The sequence below is a fragment of the Neisseria sp. P0021.S007 genome (genome assembly GCF_051956855.1).
Window position 1 is genome coordinate 1 of the sequence record NZ_JBQCXA010000731.1, and the last position, 617, is coordinate 617.

1 protein-coding gene is annotated in these 617 nt (G+C 43.8%); it reads right to left on the bottom strand.

What is annotated here, in order from left to right; genetic code table 11:
- A partial coding sequence (locus ACTHUR_RS15645; protein ID WP_440399559.1) for an AI-2E family transporter occupies window positions 1-548 on the bottom strand: 548 nt, incomplete at its 3' end.
- Window positions 549-617: the final 69 nt, after the last annotated feature.

A 617-nucleotide genomic window follows, 5' to 3' on the forward strand; every position in this document is an offset into this window, starting at 1 on the left:
CCGGAAGACCAACGTTTCCAGTCCAACAAAAAGTAATACAACAGCAAAGGCAGCAACACCAAATTGCTGACGCCGCTGATTACGTTGCCGCTCTGGCACATCAAGGTAGGAATCCATGCTTTGAGCGTATTGCTCAACTCATCCGTATGCGACTGCAACCATGCGATGATTGATTCTTGATCAATTTGAATATAATCCCCGCTGACGCTGTTGAGCCACGGCAGCAATTTGTTTTGAACAAAGCCTACGATTTGCGGCAGGCGTTCGGCCAGATTATTAAACTGATTTAACAGCATAGGTATAATAATCAGCATCAACGCCAGTAATATCAGCAAAGCAAGCGCCATAATAATCATAGAGGCCGGTGCACGGCGGATACGCTTCAATTGCAGCCATTCGACCAAGGGATTCAAAACATAGGCTAAAACGGCGGCCACAATAAACGGCGTCAAAACATTGCCTAAGGCATATAAAAGCCAAATAAAGGCCGCGATAACGCAAGCCATAATAATCCACGGTTTTACACTGCGCGCTTTCTTTTGATACATAAAAAGGTATTTCCCAATTGATGTTTAAGGTTTTCAAAATCAATAAGCAGTATAACAGATTCGCAAAGG